The organism is Peptoniphilus gorbachii (assembly GCF_016908115.1).
Lineage (GTDB): Bacteria > Bacillota > Clostridia > Tissierellales > Peptoniphilaceae > Peptoniphilus_A > Peptoniphilus_A gorbachii.
The window spans coordinates 1-16,969 of the sequence record NZ_JAFBDH010000007.1 but is presented as its reverse complement, the minus strand read 5'-3'; the positions used below and the strand labels follow the sequence as shown (position 1 = coordinate 16,969).

The 16,969-nt window shown below is 31.6% G+C and carries 16 protein-coding genes and 1 pseudogene; 11 read left to right on the top strand and 6 right to left on the bottom strand.

All coding sequences use genetic code 11. The features are described from left to right. The first annotated feature begins 1 nt into the window (after nt 1). The 5 genes from JOD41_RS07040 (at nt 2) to JOD41_RS07020 (ending at nt 5,587) form a co-directional block, all read left to right on the top strand. Nucleotides 2-1,999 carry a DHH family phosphoesterase gene (locus JOD41_RS07040; RefSeq protein ID WP_205052203.1) on the top strand — a complete coding sequence of 666 codons (1,998 nt, stop codon included), beginning with the start codon at nt 2-4 and terminating at the stop codon, nt 1,997-1,999. Nucleotide 2,000: 1 nt separating this feature from the next. Beyond that, nucleotides 2,001-2,450: a 50S ribosomal protein L9 gene (gene rplI / locus JOD41_RS07035; protein ID WP_205052202.1), complete on the top strand. Its 450-nt coding sequence runs from the start codon at nt 2,001-2,003 to the stop codon at nt 2,448-2,450. Nucleotides 2,451-2,455: 5 nt separating this feature from the next. Continuing rightward, nucleotides 2,456-3,817 carry a replicative DNA helicase gene (gene dnaB / locus JOD41_RS07030; protein WP_156701455.1) on the top strand — a complete coding sequence of 454 codons (1,362 nt, stop codon included), beginning with the start codon at nt 2,456-2,458 and terminating at the stop codon, nt 3,815-3,817. 89 nt (nt 3,818-3,906) lie between these two features. Then, complete coding sequence (locus JOD41_RS07025; RefSeq protein ID WP_205052201.1) at nt 3,907-4,782, top strand: undecaprenyl-diphosphate phosphatase; 876 nt, start codon at nt 3,907-3,909, stop codon at nt 4,780-4,782. A gap of 7 nt (nt 4,783-4,789) precedes the next feature. Next, complete coding sequence (locus tag JOD41_RS07020) at nt 4,790-5,587, top strand: carbon-nitrogen hydrolase family protein (protein ID WP_205052200.1); 798 nt, start codon at nt 4,790-4,792, stop codon at nt 5,585-5,587. A 79-nt stretch (nt 5,588-5,666) separates the two neighbouring features. Here the strand turns inward: JOD41_RS07020 and JOD41_RS07015 are convergent, their stop codons facing one another. The 4 genes and pseudogenes from JOD41_RS07015 to JOD41_RS07000 all read right to left on the bottom strand — a co-directional run bounded on the left by JOD41_RS07015 (nt 5,667) and on the right by JOD41_RS07000 (nt 7,843). Beyond that, nucleotides 5,667-6,308: an SdpI family protein gene (locus JOD41_RS07015; RefSeq protein WP_205052199.1), complete on the bottom strand. Its 642-nt coding sequence runs from the start codon at nt 6,306-6,308 to the stop codon at nt 5,667-5,669. Further along, nucleotides 6,298-6,573, bottom strand: a complete 276-nt coding sequence (locus JOD41_RS07010; RefSeq protein WP_205052198.1) for an autorepressor SdpR family transcription factor — start codon at nt 6,571-6,573, stop codon at nt 6,298-6,300. Before JOD41_RS07010 ends, JOD41_RS07015 begins: the two co-directional genes overlap by 11 nt. A gap of 244 nt (nt 6,574-6,817) precedes the next feature. Then, a pseudogene (gene tnpA / locus JOD41_RS07005) lies at nt 6,818-7,276 on the bottom strand (IS200/IS605 family transposase). A gap of 183 nt (nt 7,277-7,459) precedes the next feature. Further along, complete coding sequence (locus tag JOD41_RS07000) at nt 7,460-7,843, bottom strand: helix-turn-helix domain-containing protein (RefSeq protein ID WP_156701189.1); 384 nt, start codon at nt 7,841-7,843, stop codon at nt 7,460-7,462. Between the two features lie 206 nt (nt 7,844-8,049). Here JOD41_RS07000 and JOD41_RS06995 point away from each other — a divergent pair, with 206 nt between their 5' ends. From JOD41_RS06995 to JOD41_RS06975, 5 genes are all read left to right on the top strand, one after another. Further along, nucleotides 8,050-9,405 carry a sodium/glutamate symporter gene (locus JOD41_RS06995; RefSeq protein ID WP_156701187.1) on the top strand — a complete coding sequence of 452 codons (1,356 nt, stop codon included), beginning with the start codon at nt 8,050-8,052 and terminating at the stop codon, nt 9,403-9,405. A gap of 8 nt (nt 9,406-9,413) precedes the next feature. Beyond that, nucleotides 9,414-10,487: an NAD(P)-dependent oxidoreductase gene (locus JOD41_RS06990; protein ID WP_156701185.1), complete on the top strand. Its 1,074-nt coding sequence runs from the start codon at nt 9,414-9,416 to the stop codon at nt 10,485-10,487. After that, nucleotides 10,477-11,040, top strand: coding sequence for a hypothetical protein (locus tag JOD41_RS06985; RefSeq protein ID WP_156701184.1), 564 nt, complete (start codon nt 10,477-10,479; stop codon nt 11,038-11,040). Before JOD41_RS06990 ends, JOD41_RS06985 begins: the two co-directional genes overlap by 11 nt. Nucleotides 11,041-11,110: 70 nt before the next feature. Further along, nucleotides 11,111-11,860, top strand: coding sequence for an IclR family transcriptional regulator (locus JOD41_RS06980; RefSeq protein WP_205052197.1), 750 nt, complete (start codon nt 11,111-11,113; stop codon nt 11,858-11,860). Nucleotides 11,861-12,216: 356 nt separating this feature from the next. After that, entirely contained in the window at nt 12,217-14,106 is a 1,890-nt protein-coding gene (locus JOD41_RS06975; protein WP_205052196.1) for an ABC-F family ATP-binding cassette domain-containing protein, read from the top strand. A 274-nt stretch (nt 14,107-14,380) separates the two neighbouring features. Here the strand turns inward: JOD41_RS06975 and JOD41_RS06970 are convergent, their stop codons facing one another. Continuing rightward, nucleotides 14,381-15,028 carry an aspartate/glutamate racemase family protein gene (locus tag JOD41_RS06970; protein WP_205052195.1) on the bottom strand — a complete coding sequence of 216 codons (648 nt, stop codon included), beginning with the start codon at nt 15,026-15,028 and terminating at the stop codon, nt 14,381-14,383. Further along, nucleotides 15,025-15,912 (bottom strand): diacylglycerol/lipid kinase family protein, encoded by an 888-nt coding sequence (locus JOD41_RS06965; protein ID WP_205052194.1) that lies wholly within the window; start codon nt 15,910-15,912, stop codon nt 15,025-15,027. The genes JOD41_RS06970 and JOD41_RS06965 overlap by 4 nt, the downstream gene beginning before the upstream one ends. A gap of 94 nt (nt 15,913-16,006) precedes the next feature. On the opposite strand from JOD41_RS06965, the gene ypfJ reads away from it, so the two are divergent. Next, nucleotides 16,007-16,846, top strand: a complete 840-nt coding sequence (gene ypfJ / locus JOD41_RS06960) for a KPN_02809 family neutral zinc metallopeptidase (RefSeq protein ID WP_205052193.1) — start codon at nt 16,007-16,009, stop codon at nt 16,844-16,846. Nucleotides 16,847-16,969 lie beyond the last annotated feature (123 nt).

The window sequence follows — 16,969 nt, the reverse complement described above, 5'->3', positions numbered from 1 at the left end:
TATGAAAGATAATTATAAAATTAATGATTTTCTCCCCTATCTTATTTTTGGTATAGCAGTTGTTATTGTTTTAATATTTCTAAAGCCAATTCTTGGTCTTATTTCCGTTTTTGCTTTAGCTTATGTTATTTATGTAACTTATTCTGATATCAAAAATAAGAATGAAGAGACAATAAAACATATTGAAAATTTAAATGAAAAATTTGATTCTTTGACTAAAAAAGCTATTTTTGATATGCCTTTTCCCTTGGTAGTTACTGATGAAAAGGCTAAAATTCTCTGGTACAATACTCCTTTTATAAATTTATTTAATGAAAAGAGTCTAATTGATAAAGACCTTGAAAATTTAGTTAAAGATATTGATATCTCAAATATCTTAAATAAAAATGGTGAAAATACACTTCCCATTGAGATAAACAAGAGATCCTTTAGCGTCTACACAAATGTTGTGGAAAATAAATCTGAAAAAAATGAAGGTAAGTCTGTTTTACTTTATTTTGTAGATAATACTGCCTACCAAGGCTTAAAGGATAAATACATTTCTGAATATCCAATTATTGCAAAAATTGAAGTGGACAATTTCTCTGAGGCAGTAAGTTCTGCTCCATCAGAAATTAGACCCCTACTTATAGCAGACATTGACTCCACTATTTCTCAATACTTTGAAGAATATGACGCTTTAGTTAGAAAAGTTGACGAAGATTTATATCTTGTTGTCATGACTTTTAAATCCCTTAATTCTTTAAAAGATAAGAGGTTTGACATCTTAGATGATTTGAGAGACTTAAATAAGGGGAATTCAATTCCCATAACTTTATCTATTGGAGTTTCTTCCTTTGGACTTAATTTTAAAGATGCCTATATTGAATCTGACTCATCTCTTGATCTTGCCCTAGGACGTGGTGGAGATCAAGCTGTTGTAAAAGTTGATGACAATTATGAATTCTTTGGTGGAAAGTCCAAGGCTGTTGAAAAGAGAAATAAGGTTAAGGCAAGAGTTATAGGTGAAGCCCTAAAACAATTAATTGACAGATCTGAAAATGTCTATATTATGGGCCACCAAAATCCAGACATGGATGCCATTGGTGCAGCCATAGGTTGTCTTCGTGCCACTTTAAATAGAAATAAAGAAGGCTTTATAGTTCTTGAAAAGTCCAATCCATCAATTGATAATTTAATTGATAGAATGAAGGAAGAGGAGCCAGAAATTTATGAAAAGGTGATTTCTAGAGATACTGCCATGAATACTATAAAGCATTCTTCTCTAATAATTTTAGTAGACAATCACAAGCCATCCTTTACAGAGTATCCTGACCTTTTAAAGAAAACTGGTCAAATAGTTGTAATCGACCATCACAGAAGGGGCAAGGAATTTGTTGAAAATCCAGTTTTAACATATTTGGAACCTTATGCTTCTTCAACTTGTGAATTAATAACTGAAATGTTATCTTATATGTCTGATGACTTAAATTTGACTCACTTTGAAGCTGATGCTCTCATGAGTGGTATAGTAGTTGATACAAAAAATTTCTCTTTCCAAACTGGTGTGAGAACTTTTGAAGCTGCTTCTGTTTTAAAAAGAGCCGGTGCAAATATGTTAAAGGTTAAGTCTCTTTTCCAAGATGACTTAGACACAATGCTTTACAGGGCAGATGTAATTCACAATACAAAAATTATCCACGACAATATTGCTGTGTCGAGATTTGAAAAGGCGGCAAAAAATTCCGTCCTTGTGGCTGCACAAGCTGCCGATGCCCTACTTGATATAAATGGCATTGATGCATCCTTTGTTTTAACAATTAACGATGGCAAAACTCATATATCAGGCAGGTCTCGTGGAGAAGTTGTTTCAGTGCAACTTATTCTTGAAAAAATCGGAGGTGGCGGCCACTTAAATATGGCTGGAGCCCAAGTTGATACTACTGATTTAGATGAAGCAGAAAAGATTTTAATAGACGCAATTGATAAATATTTAGAAGAAAATAAAAGCGAGGAATAACATGAAAGTAATTTTATTAAAGGACGACAAAAACTTAGGAGCTAAGGGAAGCATAGTTAACGCAAAAACTGGCTATGCTAGAAACTTTTTAATCCCAAGGGGAGTTGCCATTGAAGCTACTCCAGAAAATATGGAAATCTGGAAGAAAAATAAAATTGAAGAAGAAAAATTAGAAAAAGAAAACCGTGCAAAGGCAAATGAAGTTAAGAAAAAAATTGAAGAAATAACTCTTACTATTAAGGCAAAGGCTGGCGAAGGCGGAAGACTTTTTGGCGCAATAACTTCAGCAGATATTGCAAAAAATTTAAAGAGTGAATATAAAATTGAAGTAGACAAGAAAAAAATTGACTTGTCTGAAAATATTAAAGAAGCTGGCATGAAAAATATAGACATCAAATTATATCCAGATGTAGTTGCAACTTTAAAGGTAAATGTTAGACCGGAATCTTGATTGATATGGATGCAAAGGACCAACTAAATTTAAATTCACTAGAAAATTTAAAAATGCCACCTCACAGTTTAGAGACAGAGGAATCTGCTCTTGGCTCTATGATGCTTTCAAAAGAGGCAATAACTGCCTCAATTGAAATTTTAAAAACTGAAGATTTTTATCAAGATGCTCATAGAAAAATTTATGATGCAATTTTAAATATTTACAACAGAAATGAACCTGCTGATGTAATAACTATTGCAGAAGAACTGAAAAAAACTGACTCTCTAGAAGAAGTTGGCGGCATAACTTATCTTGCTGATTTGTCTTCTAATGTAACTGCAGTTTCAAATATTAGATCTTACTGCAAAATTATTAAGGAAAAGGGAATACTTAGAGAATTGATAAATGCCTCTGATAAAATTATTTCTGCTGCCTATTCTTCTGATGCTAAGGCAGATCTTATCATTGAGCTTGCAGAAAAATCTGTATTTGATATTACTCAGGACTCCACAAAAAATGGGCTTGTAAATATAAAAAATATTGCCCTTGAATCCTTTTCTGATTTGGAAAAAAAGGCACAAAATCCCAATGCCCTTACTGGACTTACAACAGGCTTTGTAGATCTTGATAGAAAAATTTCAGGTCTTCAAAAGTCCGATTTAATTTTACTTGCAGCAAGACCTTCCATGGGTAAAACTGCCCTCATGGTAAATATTGCCACTAATGCAGCCCTAAGAGGTGGTGCATCTGTTGCAGTTTTTTCTCTTGAAATGAGTAAAAACCAGCTTTTCCAAAGAATTATTTCATCAAATGCCCATGTAGATCTTCAAAAAGTTATTTCCGGTAACTTAAACGAAGAAGAGTGGACAAAAATAATTAACACAATGCCAATTATTTCCAATTTAAAAATGGAAATTGACGATACAGCTGGTATCTCCCCACTAGAACTAAAAGCCAAGTGTAGAAGGATGAAGGTAGAAAAGGGACTTGACTTAATAGTAATAGATTATCTTCAACTTATGCAAATGAGTTCACGTGCTGAATCAAGACAACAAGAAATTTCTGCAATTTCAAGAAATTTAAAGGCTATTGCAAAGGAACTTGAAGTGCCAGTTATTGCCTTATCACAACTTTCTCGTGCCCCAGAACTTAGAACTGACCACAGACCAATTTTATCAGATCTTCGTGAATCTGGTGCCATAGAACAAGACGCCGACATAGTAATGTTTTTATATAGAGATGAATATTACACAAAGGAAGAATCAGAAAAGCCAAACATTGGTGAAGTAATTATTGCCAAGCACAGAAATGGTCCTACGGGAACAGTTGAATTAATGTTTAAGAAAGAATTTACAAAATTCTTAAATTTACAAAGAAGTGAATAAAATTTAGGCTCTTGTCTTTGTGACAAGAGCCTTATTTATATTTTTACAATCAAATGTTATAATAGCCTTGATAAATTTTGGAGGTAAATATGATTTTAGACATAATAAAAGTAATTGTCCTTGGTATTATTGAAGGACTCACAGAATTTTTGCCTGTTTCATCAACAGGTCACCTAATAATAGCAGACAGCTTTATAAAACTTGAGCCAAAGTCCTTTTCCAATGCCTTTAGCGTAATTATTCAGCTTGGCGCAATTCTTGCCGTAGTTTATTTATACTTCTACGACATCAATCCCATTGCCAAGGGAAAGCTTGCACCAGTTCTTGGCGAAGAAAAGTACGATAGTTTATCTTTTAAGGAAAAATTTAAGTACAGAGACCTTGAAACTATGAGGCTAATTGCAAAGATAATCGTGGGATTTCTTCCCGCAGCCTTTTTTGGGTTTTTACTAGATGATTTTATAGACGCTCATCTTTTTAATCCAATTACAGTTGCCATTGCCCTAATTTTTTATGGAATAATAATTATTTTCATGGAAAAAAATAATAAAAATAAGGCTTTTAAGTATGAAAGCTTAAATGACATTGGACTAAAGACTGCACTTTTAATTGGATTTTTCCAATGTCTTGCCATGGTGCCAGGAACATCTCGTTCTGCAGCAACAATTATTGGTGCCATGCTACTAGGTTGTTCAAGGACAAGCTCAGCAAAATTTTCTTTTTATCTAGCAGTTCCAACTATGCTTGGAGCAACTGCCCTTAAAATTTTAAAAATTGGCTTTTCCTTTAGCTTAAAGGAGTGGTTTTTAATTCTACTTGGTGGCGTAATTTCTTATATCGTTGCCCTTATTGTAATTAAAAAATTCCTTGGCTATGTTCGTGAACATGACTTCATTCCCTTTGGCTATTACAGAATAGTCCTTGGACTTGTAGTTTTATGCCTTGGCTTTTTTAACATAATTTGAGGTGAATATGAAAGATTTTAATGTAGGAATAATTCAGCTACCAGCTACTTCTGATAAGGAAAAAAATTTAAAGACCATGGAAGAATATGTATCTCAGGCAAAAAATAAAGGGGCTCATGTAATATGTCTTCCAGAAATGTGGAACTGCCCCTACCACAATTCTTTTTTTAAAAAATTTGCAGAGGAAGATTTTGGTGAAACTTATAAAAAAATGAGCCAAGTGGCAAAAGAAAATAAAATTTACTTGATTGGCGGCTCAATACCAATTAAAGCTGGTGAAAAAATTTTCAATCGCTCCTATGTTTTTGATAGAGATGGAAAAGAAATTTACAGATATTCAAAGATCAACCTCTTTGATATTGAAGGCTACAAGGAATCTGATACCATTTCTGGCGGCAAGTCTCTAGGCGTTTTTGAAACAGAATATGGAATTTTTGGTCTTGCCATTTGTTTTGACCTTAGATTTCCAGAACTTTTCCAAAGTTTCAGAGATTTTGGTGCAGAAGTAATTTTTGTCCCATCAACTTTTATGAAAAAAACTGGCGAAAGACACTTCCACTTATTAAATAGAGCTCGTGCAGTAGATGCTCAGTGTTATGTAGTTTCTCCTGCCATGGCAAGAGATGCTGACCTTTCAAAAAATGCCTACGCCCACTCCCTATGTGTGTCACCAGGCGGAGAAATAATAGTAGACCTTGACGAAGAAGAAAATCTTGCTGTAATAAAATTGGAAAATGAAAAAGTAAAGAGAGAAAGGGAAAAACTTCCCCTAGAAGTTTCAAGAAATAATAGAAAGTTGTATTAAAAAATATTTTAAGATAGCAAATAATTTTTAAAGATAAAAATAATTTAAAGAAGCCAATGCGAGATGCACTGGCTTTTTTTTAGATTCCCTTAGTGTAAAGATAGTAGGAGTAAATCATTGGAAGAACTACAACTATTGCAATAGGTATAATTATTATTAATTCGCTTTTGACAAAGGGCATAGCAAAAAAACATAGTCCCATAAATATAAAGCAAAGACCGCCAAACCTGTGAGTCCTCCTCCAATTTTCGTCGCTATTTAAGGTCCAAGGAAGTTTTATGCCCATAGTGTAATTTCTCTTGACCTTTGGCATATAATTTCCAATGGCTATAAATAGGATTCCCATTAAAATAGAAATTATAACTGATGTATTTATATCTTTTCCAAGGCCAGCTAAAATTGTTATGACATAAATTACTATCATCATTATTGGCAAGGACATCTTGCTTAAAGTCATTAAAAAATTGTTTTGCCTCTCGTTTTTTGGGTCGTTATCAAGCATAAAGCAGAGAAATAAATTCATAAGGACTAAAAATCCCTGAATCGTTACCATGGCGTGAAATTTTGAGCCGTAGTCATCAGCTTGCCCTTGAAAGTTCCAGTGAGTTGGAAGCTCGGCTGGCATTTTGCTATAAAAGAGGGCATTAAAAATTATTAAAATTGCAAGTGATGCAATTATTGAAACTATGCTGTTTTTCCTAAATCTAAATTTATTTTTCATTGTCTTCTCCTCTAAATTTTACAATCCAAGTCAGTATATCTTCAAATACAGAAGTGTTTAATTCGTAATAAATAAAATTTTTTTCTTTTTCTTCGTAAATCAAATCCTGCTCTCTTAAAATTTTTAAATGATGGGAAATTGTCGCCTTGGAAAGATCAAATTTATCTGAAATTTCTCCTGCATTCATCCTTCCATTTTTCTTTAACATATTTAAAATTTCAAGCCTTACAGGGTCTGATAGGGCCTTAAAAGTGTCAGAAAACATATTACACCTTCTAATCTATTTTGATAATTATCTAAATATTTAATTTAATTATATAAAATTTTTAATAAAAGTCAACTCTATTTTGAATTATTTCGAATTAGAAATCATAACCACCCGTAAAACGGGTGGTTTGATCACGGGCTATAAGCCCGAGTGATACCAACCAGCGTCTCAAGGCGCTGGTTTTCACTTTGTTCAAACCTTATTGTTTTTGCCTCTTTAGCCAGCCCCGAAAGGGCTTTATTCATCTCCTTTTGAATGGATCTTCGTATTCTTTTACACTCAATTTATCCATTGATATATCGTGTTGCTCTTGCTCTCTTATATACTTTGCTATTGTTTGTTCATTCAATCCTACCGTACTTACATAATATCCCTCTGCCCAAAAATGTCTATTTCCAAATTTGTATTTTAGGTTTGCATGCTTGTCAAACATCATTAGTGCACTTTTTCCTTTCAAGTATCCCATGAAACTTTACACTGATATTTTTGGGGGAATACTAACTAACATATGCACATGATCTGGCATTAAATGTCCTTCTATTATTTCTACTCCTTTGTATTTGCATAATGTCCTAAATATTTCTCCCAAACTATCTCGGTATTGATTAAATACTATTTTTCGTCTATACTTTGGTGTAAAGACAATATGATATTTACACATCCATTTTGTGTGTGATAATGAATTTGCCTTTTGTGCCATATTAATCACCTCTTATTATTTTAGGTCTGAACAACTCTATTATAATACGAAGATGATTTTTGGTATAACCTATTGTTGCCTACCCGCATAGCGGGTAGTTTTATGTTTCGCACGCGTTGCGTGTGCTCAACTGACTAAAGTCACAAAATAAAAAATCTACAGCTAACTGTAGATTTTCATATATTATTTATTTTTTTCTTTAGCTAATTTTATTTTTATAGCTGCTTTATAACCAAATTCAATAAGATCTTCTATGAAAGTTTCGTCATTCAAAAAAGTTCTATCAATATCTTTTTGACAAAGTATATTATAAATTTTATTTTCTTTAAATGAACTTTGCTCTTCCATAAAAACATGATTGTTTTTAGAATTTTTCCTGCCAAACATTTCATCTATGGAAACATCAAATAATTCTGCAAGCTTAATTATTGTTTCTTTATCTGGAAACCTTTCATCAGTTTCATATCTCCCAATGGTTGGTCTGGATAAATTTAATTTCCCCGCAAGATCTTTTTGAGTCAAATTTCTCTCTATTCTTAGACTTTTAATATTATCTCCAAACGTCATAAACTCACCTAATATAAAAACTAACTAAAATATATCACAATAATTTTTTTATTTTAACTTATGTTCCGTATTGACGATTATTTTTGATTATTCCCTTGACAAGTTCCATTATGTCACATTATAATAGTTTTATAGAATTCTATTCTTTATCTAATTAAAGATAAAAATTATAAATATCCGGATAATTTTACTTTTGAGGTGAATTTATGGAATTTTCATTATGGGACTTATTGCAAGATGCTGCTTTACTAGGCTTATTAATGGTAATTGGTCAATTTTTAAGGGCAAAAGTAAAAATTTTCCAAAGCTTACTTATGCCAGCATCATTGATTGGAGGATTCATAGGATTAGCTTTAGGTCCTAGTGGCTTTAATGTTTTACCTTTCTCTGATCAATTGTCTAAATATTCTGGTGTACTTATAGCAATCGTTTTTGCTTGCACTCCTATTGGAGATGATTCTTTTACAAAAGAAGACTTAAAAGGAGTAGGAGGATTCTTCTATCAAAATACAGGTATTCTAATCCTTCAATATGCAGCTGGTATGGCTTTAACATTGGGCATATTGAATAAAATATGGAATCTACATGATTCTTTCGGTCTTGTTTTAGCTACAGGCTTCTATGGCGGTCATGGAACTGCTGCAGCCCTTGGTGCTATGTATAAGGAAATGGGATACCCTGAATTTTTGGATCTAGGCAATACGTCTGCTACCGTTGGTTTAGTTGGCGGTATTATTGTAGGAATGATGTTAATAAACTGGGGAACTAGAAAGAAGTATACAAACTTTGTTGATTCTCCAAAAGAACTACCAGAAGAAATAAAAAAAGGTTTAATTCCTAAAGATAAACAAAAATCTTCTGGAAATCTTACTGTTTCTAATATGTCATTAGATTCATTAGTTTTCCACTTATCCATAGCATTATTTGCTGCATATTTGGGAAGAGTTGCTTCTGTATTCATAAAAAGCAAGATAGATTGGTTGTCAATTCCTGTATTTGTTCTAGCCTTAGCTGCTGGTTACTTAGTTCAAGGAATTATTAAAGTTACTGGAACTCAGGAGTATGTAGACAGATCTACAATGCAAAGAATTAGTGGTTCTTCTACAGACTTATTAGTAGTTTCTGCTGTTTCTTCATTAAATCTTGGTGTAATTGCATCAAATCTAGCACCACTAGCAATTACATTTATATTTGGATTTATTCTAAATGTAATGTGGTTCTTATATGTTAGTAAATATGCTTCATCTAAAAACTGGTTTGAAAGAGGAATATTAAACTTTGGTAGATCAAATGGGGTTGTTGCTACTGGTGTTTTATTAAATAGAGTTGTTGACCCAGATCAAAAATCTAGAGGTTTGGAAGATACTGGACTTACTGATTTATTAAATCGTCCAATAGCTATTGCATTACAAGTTTTACCACCACTTTTTATAAGTTTTGGTGGAAAATACCCTATGTACACAACTCTAGTAATGTGGGCTGCTTTTATTGTGCTTACAGTTATTGCTCTTGTATTTAAATGGTGGACACCAGGAAAAATGCAAGGAAATCAACATAAATGAGGTGCCCTATGAGTTATGATATTATACATTTTGAAGCTTTGGGAAAAGAAGCTAACTATCTAGAAATAGAAACAAATAATTTAATTAAAGAAAATGTTTTACCCAAAAATTTTAACTCGCTTATAACTCCTTTAACAGTTCAAGAATATTTATCAGAAAATAATATAGAGTTACCTGAAATTATAACTACAAAAACACACTCTATTTTACCTGATAAATATATTAACAGTACACATAAAAATAATATTATTACAAGAAGTGCTGGATATGATCATCTTGAAGAATATCAAGACAAGTTGAATATTGCATCTCTTCGAGAATATTGTGTCAATGCTGTTGCTCAAACTGCTCTAAAATTTGGACTATGTACTTGCGGTTTGTTAAACGAATATATTAAAAATACTCAGTCTTTTGAAAGGAATAAAACTAATTCATTTATTGAAATTAGTAAAAACAGAATTGTAACAGTTTATGGTGTTGGTAAAATTGGTTCTAAAGTATACCAATACTTTAAAGATATAGGTTTTACTGTTCAAGCCGTAGACATTAGAAGTGAAGAATTAAAATCTATGGAAAAATATAAAGATTTTAATTTTATATGTAAAGAAGATGCCATATTAGAATCAGATATTATAGTAAATGTAATGAATTTAACAAAAATAAAAGATTCTAAATTTTACAATGTAAATTATTTTAATGAGGAATATTTGAGAAAAAATAAAAAGAATTTTATATTTATCAATGTTACTAGAGGAGAAATTGCTCCTGAAAATGTTCTTTTAAAATTATATAGAGAAAATAAAATACTCGGTTTAGGATTAGATGTTTTTAGTCATGAAGCTGAATTAACAGAAGACTTAAGAAGTCAAAATACATCTAATAATATCGATGTTTTAGCTGCTAAAGAAATTATTAACAATTCAATTTCGTTACAAGAAAATTTTTATGTACAAGCCCATCAAGGGTTCAATTCTGATTTAGCTGCAAAATCTAAAGCTCATGAAGCAATAGAACATTTAAAGTATTGGTACCAAAATGATAAAAAAGGATTTAAGGAACAATTACCTTATTATGAAGGATAAAAATAAAACTTTTTTATTTTTAACTTTAATTATCTTGCTAAATTTTTTATTATTACCAATAGATTCTTATTTTCAAAATAACTATATTTATAGACTTTTAAATTTAAAAGATAAAAAATCTTTAATATTTGAAGATAAAAAAACTTTTTATCTTTATAATACTTCAGATGAAATAAATATATTTGAATTTAGAATTCGTGATAAAAAAATATACAATTCTATTAGTTCTTTTGATAAAAAAGAACTAGATAATTTGAAAAAAGACAATAACTTTATGTTAATATTGTCCCATCTAAATCTACAATCATATTTAGAAAATAACCTTCAAGAAGGTTCTCTAATAACCTTATTCTTTTTGAATAAAAAGTTAAATACAAATAACTATTGCAATAGCTATATTAATGGATGGGACTTTATTATAATAGACAAAGCTAAAAATAAGTTGACACTTGTCAATTACGTTAAGTCGCGTGTTAACCTTTCTATATTAAAAGATATGCCAGATTATACATCTGGCATATCTTTATATTTTTTTATAATATGTTACTACTAAAATATGTTTTTTATTTCTTTTAGTGAAATACTTTCCATTATATGATATAATTTTAATGGAAGGTGAAAAAATGATCCAAAGTTTAGTTAAAGCAGCAAATGTTTTAGACATATTAAAAAATGAAAATCGCGAACTTACAATTGCAGAAATTTCTGAATTTTTAAATATACCACCAAGCACAGCCCATAGAATTTTATCTACATTAATTGAAGTAGGCTATGTATCAAAAGACGATAGAACCCACCTCTATGCCCTTGGTCCAGCCCTTATCCCTCTTGGCATAAAGGCATCCTCAAAGCTAGATCCACAAGCTGTTGGAAAATCTGTCCTTGAAAATTTATCTGAAATAACTATGGAAGATTCTTTCTTCATAATAAAATCTGGAGATAAGGGCCTTATGCTTTCAAAGGCTGAAGGCAAACATACACTAAAAATCGTAGAAAATTTTGGAATTGAAATAGATCTTCATAAGGGAGCAATTAGAAAGACAATTTTAGCTTTTCAACCTGAAGAATACATCAATTATTACTTAAAAAAAGATCTTTCTAATTATTTAGATGCGCCTGTAAATAAAGATGCCTTAAGAAAAGATTTAATGGAAATTAGGAACAAAAAAATTTCAGTTTCTGATTCAGAATACATTGAAGATGCCATTGGAATTGGCGCTCCAGTTTTTAATTATAAGGATAATTTAGTTGGGGCTATTGGAGTTGTAATTCCAAAGGAAAGAGTTACTGAAGCTACAAAAAAAGAATATATAGAAGCGGTAAAAAACTGCGGCATAGAATTTTCAAAAAATCTTGGATATTCTGAAGCTTAATATTTATATTATTATGAGTTGTGTCAAGGGCACAACTTTTTTATTTGCATAAATTTTTTTGCTCGCTTAAAACTTTTTGGTTTTTTAATTTTTTCTGCTTTATTATTTTTTATGGATTTTTAATTTTTTGCTGATAGATTTGGAAAATAAAATTAAAAGTCTCTCATTTTTTGATTTTATTTGTCAGAAAAGTCAAAACAAAATCAAAATTTTGCCTTTTTTTGATTTTATTTGTTAGAATAAACAAAATAAAATCAAAATTTGCTGTTTTTTTCATTTTATTTTGTCAACTGGTCCACAAGTCTCCGTCTTTTAATGCTTTTCATTATTTGTTAAAATATAGATAGGAGGTCATTATGCCAATACTTAGTTTAACGAATATAAAAAAATCCTACATAGACGAGGAAACTATTAGAGATGGAAATTTAATAGTGGAAGACCGCGACAAAATTGGCCTTATTGGAATTAACGGCAGTGGCAAGTCCACTCTTTTTAATATAATTACAGAAAATCTATCCTATGATGATGGGGAAATCTTTAGAAAAAAAGATTTAAAAATTGGATACTTGGAGCAACAATTAAGTCTTCATCAAGAGGGCAGCATTTATGACAACTGCCTTTATATTTTTTCTGATTTAATTGAGCTGGAAAAAAATCTTAGAGCCCAAGAGCATATTATTGCAGAAAATCCAGAAAATTTGGAAGAGGAATTAAATAAATATCAAAGGATGCAAGACGAGTTTCACAAAAGAGATGGCTACTCTTTTCACTCAAGGATTAGGGGAACCTTAATCGGTCTTGGTTTTAGTGAAGATGATTTTGATAAGGACATAAAAACTTTATCTGGTGGGCAAAAATCTCGTGTTGCTCTTGCCATGCTCCTACTTGAAGATGCAGATTTACTTCTTCTTGACGAACCTACCAACCACTTAGATATTGATGCAATTTCTTGGCTGGAGAAATATTTAAAGGATGTGGACAAGGCAATTATTATAATTAGCCACGATAGATATTTTTTAAATAATATTGTTTCAAAAATTGTCCTACTAGAAAATGGTGCTACAAAAACTTATTCTGGCAACTATGACAATTACATTAAACAGAGAAAAAAAGATTTTGAGGTTTTGAAAAGACAATACGATGACCAACAAAAGGAAATAAAAAGACAAGAAGAAATTATAAAGAGATACATGAACCTTGGTCGTGACAGATTTATTAAGCAGGGCAAAAGCCGAAAAAAAATGCTAGATAAGATGCAAAAAATCGAAATGCCTACATCAAATAAAAAAACAAATCTTTCCTTTGCCACAAATAAAACTTCTGGCAGAGACGTCCTAGAGATAAAGGATCTGTCAAAATCCTTCGATGACCATTTAGTTTTTCACGATTTAAATGCCTTTGTCTATAAACAGGACAAAATTGGTTTAATTGGCCCAAATGGTGTTGGCAAGTCCACCCTCTTTAAAATTATTGCAGGAAAATTAAATCCAAGCTCTGGAGAGGTTAAAATTGGTTCCAATGTTGATATAGCTTTTTTCTACCAAGAACTTGACAATTTAAGTTTAGAAAAAACTGTTATGGATGAAATATGGGACGAATTTCCAAAGCTTGAACATTTTCAAGTAAGAAAATATTTGGCAGAATTTCTCTTTGTAGGCGACGATATTTTTAAAACTGTTGATGAACTTTCTGGTGGTGAACGTGGAAGATTATCCCTTTTAAAAATTATGTTAAAGGGTGCAAACTTTCTCGTACTTGACGAACCAACAAACCACCTAGATATTGACTCAAAGGAAATATTAGAAGATGCTCTTTTAAAATATGAAGGCACTGTCCTTTCTATTTCTCACGACAGATATTTTTTAAATAAAACTGTGGACAAGATTTTTGAAATGAAAGAGGACGGCATAAATGTATTTTTAGGCAACTATGATTATTACTTAGAAAAAACAACAGAAGTTGAAACTTTAGATGATGAATACAAGTCTAAGACAGAAATTGCCAAGGAAAAAAAGGAAGAAAGAGAAGAACGCAAAAAAAATAAGGTCCTTCGCAAGAAAAAAGAAAAGCTTGAAGAAGAAATTGCCGACATAGAAAAAAAGTTATCCACAATAGATGAAAAACTGCAAGATCAAGAGACTTACAGCGATTATCAACTAGCAAATGATTTATCAATAGAGCGTCAAAGCCTTGCAAACACTTTAGAAGAGCTTTATGAATCTTGGATGGAATTAGAAGAAAATTAAAAGATTTTAAAAAATTTTTTCCACAGCTAATTTTGTGATAACCACTTTATCCCCAAAGTTATGCACATTATCCACAGATAATTGAAGCTCCCTCTTAAAAAATAGTGCACAATTCATGCACATTTTGAAAAAATTATCATTAAACATAAAAAATGTCTATATTTTCAAATTTTTAACTAGATTTTTACAATAAATATACAATTTTATCCACAATTTGTCAAAAGTTATCAAGATTTGTGGATAAAAAAAAAGAGCTGCGAAAACAGCTCTTTTATTATGCACTTTTTAATCTTTTTATCATGTCTTCTGCTGGGTCTAAAATTTCTATGTCTGTCAATTTTTTAAATTCGTCTTTCATGTATGGGAAATGAGTGCAGGCAAGAATTATTGCATCTGGCTTTTTACTCATGGAATTAAAAAAATTAAAGAGTTCTTTCATGCCAAGTTTTTTTACAATTTCTTCTGGCGGTGTTTTTTTCTCAATTTCTTCAACAATTTCAAGCATACCTATTGAAGTTGTGTCCCTAAAAATCTTTTTTGAAATAATTTTATCAACTTCGTGGGCTGACTTTGAATTTGCAGCAAGGATTACAAGCTTTTGGTATTTAGCATCTAAATTTTCATAAAAATCCATTGGACTAATTATTTGTATGCCCTGACTCTTATATATTTTATCTAAATCAATTGAAGCAGAAAGAGAATTGCAGTAGATGAAAATTTTTTCGGCTCCACTATTTTTTGCCCTAATAATTTTTTCTTCAACAATATTTGTAAGCTCTTCTCTTGAATAATATTGAAGAAGAGATTGATCCTTTGGGTTTTTAGAAATTGGATAGCTTAAAGTTTCAAAACCCCTTTCTCTTAAAATTTCTTCTCCCATTTTTGTATCAACAAAAGTCCCTGCAAATACTCCTACTTTCATTTTTTCACTCCTTTAAAATAAATCCATTTTAATTTTTTTTCCAAAATTTTATACTTAATTTCCCTTCCAGAATAAATTTCTCCATCAATGTTATATAAAAATTCTCTGTCCGATGAAATTTTTCCTGATCTCGTTAAAATTTCTCTCACGCCACTTTTACCAAGATGCTTTCCCTTTCTATAGGAAGTAAATAAGCTTGCTATCCTAAGGGGACCCATCTTTTCTGCCAAAATTAAATTTAAAATGCCATCGTCAATTTTTCCTCTAGGTGAAGGATTAAAACCATTGCCATAATAAGAGCCATTGCAAAGTGCTGAAATTAAAAAACTGCCAGATAAATTCACTTCTTCATTTTTTTCATCAAGGCAGGAAATTTTTAAATCTAAATTTTCCAAATTTATTACAGATTTTAAGACTCCATAGAGATAAGCCAGCTTGCCACTTGCTTTTTTATTTTTCAAAAGCTGGTAAGTGTATTTCAAGACATTGGTGTCAAAGCCTAGACTTGTGACATTGATGCAGATTTTACCGTTAACTTCTATTAGGTCAATGGGAGAAATTTCATAAGCAAAAATATTTTCTAGCTTAAAATTATGGTAAGAAAAATTTTTGGAAAAGTCGTTACCTGTGCCGCCAGGTATTAGTCCAAGGGCAGTCCCACTTCCGCAAAGGACAGAGGCAACTTCCGATAGGGCACCGTCGCCACCCCTTATGTATAAAATTTCGCCGCCCTTATCTCTAAAGTCCTGTGCAAATTTTACTGTGTCACAAGCTTTTTTTGTGACTTTTATTTCATCTTTATCAAAATATTTTAAAAGTTCTCTTTCAAATTTCTCGTCATAAGACCTGCCAGACTTAGAACTTATTATAAAAAGTTTTTTCATATTCACCACTTAATTAATTATATTATATGGACAAATTTATTCCAATAGAGTTCTTTTATGGCTTTTTGGGTAAAATAAAAAAAGGAGGGATATTATGAAATGGAGAGGACGAAGACAAAGTTCAAATGTCAGCAGAAGTAGAGGCGGCGGAGTAGCCCTTGGTGGCGGTGGACTTTTAATAGCACTAATTGTTTTTTTAATTACAGGAAGTCCAAGAGATGCAATTAGATCTGGCTTTGGAGGAAGCAGTGAGCCACAAAGTACGCAAAATTATGAGCTTTCAGAAAAGGAACAAGAATTATACGATTATTCAGCCGTAGTTCTTGCAGATACAGAAGATGCTTGGCACTCTATTTTAAAAAAGGAAGGTATTAATTATAGAGAGCCTAAGTTAAAAATATTTAAGGGTCAAGTAAAATCTGGTTGTGGACTTGCAAGCTCAGGTATGGGACCTTTTTACTGTTCAAGAGACGAGACTCTATACATGGATCTTTCCTTTTATGATTCACTTATAAAAGATTTTGGTGCCGATGAAGGCGACTTTATTTTGTCCTACGTAATAAGTCACGAAGTTGGTCACCATGTGCAAGAAGTTACAGGAATTATGAGTCAGTATCAAGAAATGATGGGGAAATTATCTGAAAAAGATGGAAATGCCCTAACAGTTAGACTAGAACTTCAAGCAGATTATCTTGCAGGAGTTGTTGCAAGATATCAAAAGGACCAGGGCTATCTTGACCCAGGAGACATTGACGAAGCAATATCAGCTGCTTGGTCCATTGGCGATGACACCTTGCAAAAAAGAGCTCAAGGCTATGTAAGACCAGAGTCCTTTACTCACGGTTCTAGCGAAGAGAGAACTCGCTGGTTTAAAAAAGGTTACGAAGCAGGCGACCTATCAGAATGGGATACTTTTTCTTCGAAAAATTTATAAAATATAAAAAAGAAAAAGACTGTGGATTATGATATGTACCCTCTTTACTGGACAAACCAGTAAGGAGGGTATTTTTTATGAAATATAGTTATGAATTTAAAAAAGAATGTGTACAGTTGTATA